4 protein-coding genes and 1 pseudogene are annotated in these 4,778 nt (G+C 75.7%); 3 read left to right on the forward strand and 2 right to left on the reverse strand.

Going from position 1 to position 4,778, the window contains the following annotated elements:
- Nucleotides 1-11: 11 nt before the first annotated feature.
- Nucleotides 12-161, reverse strand: coding sequence for a hypothetical protein (locus tag CCN29_RS35740; protein ID WP_189409432.1), 150 nt, complete (start codon nucleotides 159-161; stop codon nucleotides 12-14).
- Nucleotides 162-303: 142 nt separating this feature from the next.
- The gene (locus tag CCN29_RS10325; protein WP_086681169.1) at nucleotides 304-1,590 is read right to left on the reverse strand and encodes a sulfite oxidase; all 1,287 of its coding nucleotides are present in this window, start codon (nucleotides 1,588-1,590) and stop codon (nucleotides 304-306) included.
- A 436-nt stretch (nucleotides 1,591-2,026) separates the two neighbouring features.
- Between CCN29_RS10325 and CCN29_RS10330 the strand changes: the two genes are divergently transcribed.
- The 3 genes and pseudogenes from CCN29_RS10330 to CCN29_RS10340 all read left to right on the forward strand — a co-directional run bounded on the left by CCN29_RS10330 (nucleotide 2,027) and on the right by CCN29_RS10340 (nucleotide 4,656).
- Entirely contained in the window at nucleotides 2,027-2,638 is a 612-nt protein-coding gene (locus CCN29_RS10330; RefSeq protein WP_086681171.1) for a winged helix-turn-helix domain-containing protein, read from the forward strand.
- Between the two features lie 12 nt (nucleotides 2,639-2,650).
- Nucleotides 2,651-3,880: an acyl-CoA dehydrogenase family protein gene (locus CCN29_RS10335; RefSeq protein WP_086681173.1), complete on the forward strand. Its 1,230-nt coding sequence runs from the start codon at nucleotides 2,651-2,653 to the stop codon at nucleotides 3,878-3,880.
- A 6-nt stretch (nucleotides 3,881-3,886) separates the two neighbouring features.
- Nucleotides 3,887-4,656, forward strand: a pseudogene (locus CCN29_RS10340) (TSUP family transporter).
- Nucleotides 4,657-4,778: the final 122 nt, after the last annotated feature.

The raw sequence follows: 4,778 nt of genomic DNA on the forward strand, positions 1-4,778 counted from the left end.
AGAGGGGGGTCTCAGGGGCGCGCGGGGACGGCGTCGTCCGGGGAGCCCGTCGCGCCGCAGACGCGCGCGAGGTCGATGTGCAGCCGGGATGTCAGCAGGGGCAGCTGCCCGAGGGCGACACGCACGGTGTCCCCGCCGAGGTCAGGAGCTGCACGGCCCATCTCTTTCCCTACCGATTCACTAGGATTCCCGTACAGGAGTCTCGGGGCGTACTCCGCCCGCGTCAAGGGGGCCGCCCGCCCCGCACCCGGCGTCTCACCCCGTGAGAGCGGGAGCCGGGCCCCGGAAGAAGGACCGCCCGGGTCAGACCACCGTCACCTCGTGGCGCACCACGGCGTCGAACAGGTAGCCCTGGCTGTTGAACGCGGAGACGTCCGGCTGGGTGCGGCCCGCCGTGTCGGTGGCGCGGGCCAGCAGCTGGGTCGCGCCCCGGGTGCGGGGCTTCCAGGTGACGGACCACCGGGTCCAGGTGTCGGGACGCGGCCGGTCCAGCAGCCGGGCCGGCTGCCAGCTCGACCCGCCGTCGGTGCTGACGTCGACCCGGGCGACCGGTCCGGCGCCCGACCACGAACGGCCCGTCAGCACCTGACGCCGGTCCGCCGGGAACGTGGCGCCGCTCGCCAGCTCGAAGGCGCTCTTGAGGGTCTGCCGGGTCAGCGGCGCGCTGCCGCCCTCGGGGTGGGCCGGCCCGAACAGCCGGTAGAACGTGGTGTTCCACGGTGAGAACAGCGACTGCGCGGACACCTCGATGTCGCCGACCCACTTGATCGACGCGATGCCCACCCAGGACGGCACCAGCACCCGCACCGGGTATCCGTGGTCGGGCGGCAGCGGCTCGCCGTTCATCTCGTAGGCGAGCACGACGTCGTCGAGCGCCTTGGCCAGCGGCAGCGGCCGTCGTACCCGGCCGAGGTTCTCCCCGCCGCTGACGTACTCGGCGTCCAGGCCGCGCGGCTGCACGTCGACGGCGTACGGGGACAGGCCAGCCCGGCGCAGGACCGCGGCCAGGGGGACGCCGCGCCAGCGGGCCACGCCGATCGCGCCCAGCGTCCAGGGGGTGCCGGAGACCGTCTCGCCCTGCTGGGTGGCGTAGCCGCTGCGTCCGTTGCCGGCGCACTCGACGAAGGCGGTGCGGGTGACGGAGGGCAGCCTGCGCAGGTCGTCGTACCCGCACTCGACCGCCCTGTCCTCGCCGGGCCCGCCGCGCAGGCCGCTCCCCCACAGCCGCAGCCGCCAGTCGTCCGCGTCGATGCGCGGGGTGGCGGTGTGGTTGCGGACGAAGAACAGGTCGTTGGGGGTGTGGTGGCCGGTGCCGCGCAGGGCCTCCCAACGGGTCTCGGCGTTGGTGCCGTGACGGACGAACGCCTCGGGCGGCAGTGGCTTGACGATGGTGTCGCCGTCGGCGGCGCGGGCGGGCGCCGGTGCGGACAGGGGCAGCGCGCCGGCGGCTCCGGCGGCGGCGAGCAGGGTGAGCATGCGGCGGCGGTTCACGCCGTCCGCGCGGGCCTCGCCGGCCAGCCACTGGCGCAGCCGGCGCCGGTCGTAGGCGGTCTCGTCGGGACGGGAAGAGGGCACGGCGGAGGAGGGCATGACGGGGGTCCTCGTCGTCGGAGGGCTTGAGGAGGAAGGACGGAGGAGGGGCGGAGGAGGGATGCAAGCACGCGCCGTTCGGGGGTGTCAACGCACCGTCAGATCCGCGCGCCCGCGCCCCCGGCGGCGCTCCAGGTCCCGCAGAGCGGCCCCGCCCGCTCAGCATGTGAGACGTTCCCCTCTTTTCCTAGGGACTTACTAGGAAAAGCTTGACGGTGTTCGCGGGGGGTGCGCAGCATGAGGGACATGTCCCCTGTGCAGCAGCGACTCGTACGTCGTCGGCATGTCGACTTCGGTCACGTCGTCAGCGCCGCCTGCTGTCGCGCCTGACGCACGGCCCGCACGCCGGCCGTGCCGCTCCGGCCCCCCTTCCCGGCTCCGACGCACCACCCCCGCGTCCGCCGGGACCCGACACCGTTCCCGAGGGACTACCGCCATGACCACGGCACTTCCGCACCCGACCGCCTCGCTCCGTCCGCTGCCCGACGCGCGCCACCTCCACCTGGTGGCCGACGGGGTGCGGCACGACGCCGAGGACCCCGCGTCCCCGCCGCTCGTCGGCTACCTCCTGCTGGTCCCCCAGGGCACCGACCCGCTGGACCTGTTCGCCAAGGACCGGCCGCGGGCCGAGTTCCGGCTGCTGGCCGCCGACGGCACGACGCCCGCGCGCCAGTCGGCGGGCGACGCCGCCACCGTCGATGCCGTCACTGTCGACGCCGCCACCGTCGACGCCGTCACCATCGACGCCGCGCGCCGCACCGCCGAGGTCGACGGGCGCGAACTCGACCTGACGTACCTGGAGTTCGAGCTGCTGGCGCACCTCGTGCGGCGCCCCCACCTCGTGCAGTCGCGCGAGGCGCTGGTGGCGGCCGTCTGGGGCTACCACCACGTCGGCGACGGCCGCACGGTCGACGTCCACGTCGCACGGCTGCGCCGCAAGCTGGGCGCCGCCCACCGGCACCGGATCGTCACCGTCCGGTCCATCGGCTACAAGTACGTCCCCGACCAGCAGGACAGCCCCCACGCCGCAGCCCGCGGCCGATCCTGAGGAGAGCACCCCATGTGCCCTGCCGCCGCCGCGCCGACCCGCCCCGCGTCCCCGGCCGAACCCGTCGCGCACGGCCGGGCGCACTGGCTGCGCGTGGCCCGCGAGGCGGCGGAGGACCTGGCCACGGACACCGTCATCCGGGAACAGGCGGGAAAGGCCCCGGTCGACGAGGTGTCCCGGCTGCGCGAGGCGGGTCTGCTGACCCTGCTCACGCCGGCCGGGCGGGGCGGCGGTGCTGACTGGGACACGGCGTACGCGGTGGTGCGGGAGATCTCCACGGCCGACGGCGCCATAGGGCAGCTCCTCGGCTCCCACTACTTCCTGTCGTGGAGCGCCCGGTTCTTCGGTGACCCGGAGACGGTCCTGCGGACGGCGGAGCGCTCCGCGGCCGGACAGTGGTGCTGGGGCGGCGGGTTCGCCCCGCAGGACCCGCCGCTGACCCTGTCCCGCACGTCCCGTGGTCTGCTCCTCGGCGGCCGCCAGAGCTACCCGACCGGGGTGCTGGTGGCCGACCGGCTCGCCGTGCGGGCGGTGCGGGAGGACTCCGGCGAGCCCGTGGCCGTGGTCGTGGACCCGGCCCGCCGGGGCGTAATGGTCGACGCGGCCGGGGACACCTTCGGACAGCGGCTCGCGGGCGGCGGCAGCGTGGAGTTCGACGACGTCCCGGTGGGCGCCGGCGAGGTGCTGGGCTCGCTGTCGGCGGACGAGGACCACCTGGTCCCCCGGGCCGCGCTGGCGGCGCCCGTGGGCCGGCTGTTCTCCGTGCAGCTGCTGCTCGGCATGGCCGAGGGGGTGCTGGCGGAGGTGCGCGAGTACAGCAGGGCGGGGCACCGCCCCTGGCACCGCGTCCCGTCCTCCGGCGCGCCCGACGACCCGCAGGTGCTCACCGCGTACGGCGAGCTGACGGTGCTCGCCCGCTCCGCGTCCGCGCTGTGCGACCAGGCCCTGGACGCCGTGCGGCGCGGCCTCGAGCGGGGCGAGGACCTGACGTACGACGAGTACGCGGACGTCTCCGCGCTGGTGTCCATGGCCGAGACCGCGGCCTCCCGGGCGGCGCAGGAGTCCGCCACCCGCGCGCTGGACATCGTCGGCCCGCGCTCGGCGTCCGCGCGGCTGGGCTTCGACCGCTTCTGGCGCAACGCCCGCACGCACACCCTGTACGAGCCCGTCGCGCACCGGCTGCGGGACGTCGGGGACTACTTCCTCAACGGCGCCCACCCCCCGTTCGTCCTCCCCGCCTGACCTTCCGTGGACTGGTCTACCGGACTCGCCGGATTCGCCGCGGGGCTGGTCGTCTCCGTGGTGACCACGCCCGCGGGGGTCTCCGGCGCGGTGTTCCTGCTGCCGGTGCAGCTCGGCGTCCTCGGGGTGCCGAGCCCCGCGGTCACGCCGACGAACCTGCTGTACAACGTGGTGGCCGGGCCCGGGGCGCTGCTGCGCCACCGCGCCGGCCTGCTGCACGACCCGCTGACCCGCCGGCTGGTGCGCGGCACCCTGCCCGGGGTCGTGGCGGGCGCCGCCCTGCGGGTGTTCGCCGTCCCGGGGGCCACCGTGTTCCGGCTGCTGATCGCCGTACTGCTGGTGCCGCTCGGGCTGTGGCTGGTGCGGCGCACCCTGCGACCCGCACGGCCGGTACGGGACGACGCCGAGCCGTCGCCACGTGCCGTGACGGGGCTCGCCCTGGCGGTCGGCGTCGTCGGCGGGGTCTACGGCATCGGCGGCGGTTCGCTGCTGGGGCCGCTGCTGGTGGGGCGGGGCATGTCCGTGGCGCGGGTGGCCCCGGCGGCGCTGGCCTCGACCTTCGTCACGTCCGTGGCGGGCGCGGGCGTCTTCGCGCTGCTGTNNGGGACGTGGCGCCGGACTGGTACCTGGGGCTGGCCTGCGGTCTCGGCGGACTGACCGGCGGGTATCTGGGCGCGCGTCTCCGGCCACGCCTGCCGGAGAACGGGCTACGCCTGCTCCTGGGCCTCCTCGCCACCGGTGTGGGCGCCCTGCACGCCGTGCAGGCACTGGGCTGACGGGCATCTTCGACGCCCTCGACCGCCGGCTCCCGCGCCCCTCGACCACCGAGTTCCGCGCCAGCGGCCGCCGCTTCCGCGCCCTCGGCCGCCGGCTTCCGGGCCTCCGACCGCCGGTTCCA

The sequence above is a fragment of the Streptomyces pseudogriseolus genome (assembly GCA_002154585.1).
Classification (GTDB): domain Bacteria; phylum Actinomycetota; class Actinomycetes; order Streptomycetales; family Streptomycetaceae; genus Streptomyces; species Streptomyces pseudogriseolus.

What these genes read in the sequence shown, in the direction of transcription:
- CCN29_RS10330 (WP_086681171.1), top strand. Translation starts at nt 2,027, where the DNA reads ATGACCACGGCACTTCCGCACCCGACCGCCTCGCTCCGTCCGCTGCCC.
- CCN29_RS35740 (WP_189409432.1), bottom strand. Translation starts at nt 161, where the DNA reads ATGGGCCGTGCAGCTCCTGACCTCGGCGGGGACACCGTGCGTGTCGCC.
- CCN29_RS10325 (WP_086681169.1), bottom strand. Translation starts at nt 1,590, where the DNA reads ATGCCCTCCTCCGCCGTGCCCTCTTCCCGTCCCGACGAGACCGCCTAC.
- CCN29_RS10335 (WP_086681173.1), top strand. Translation starts at nt 2,651, where the DNA reads ATGTGCCCTGCCGCCGCCGCGCCGACCCGCCCCGCGTCCCCGGCCGAA.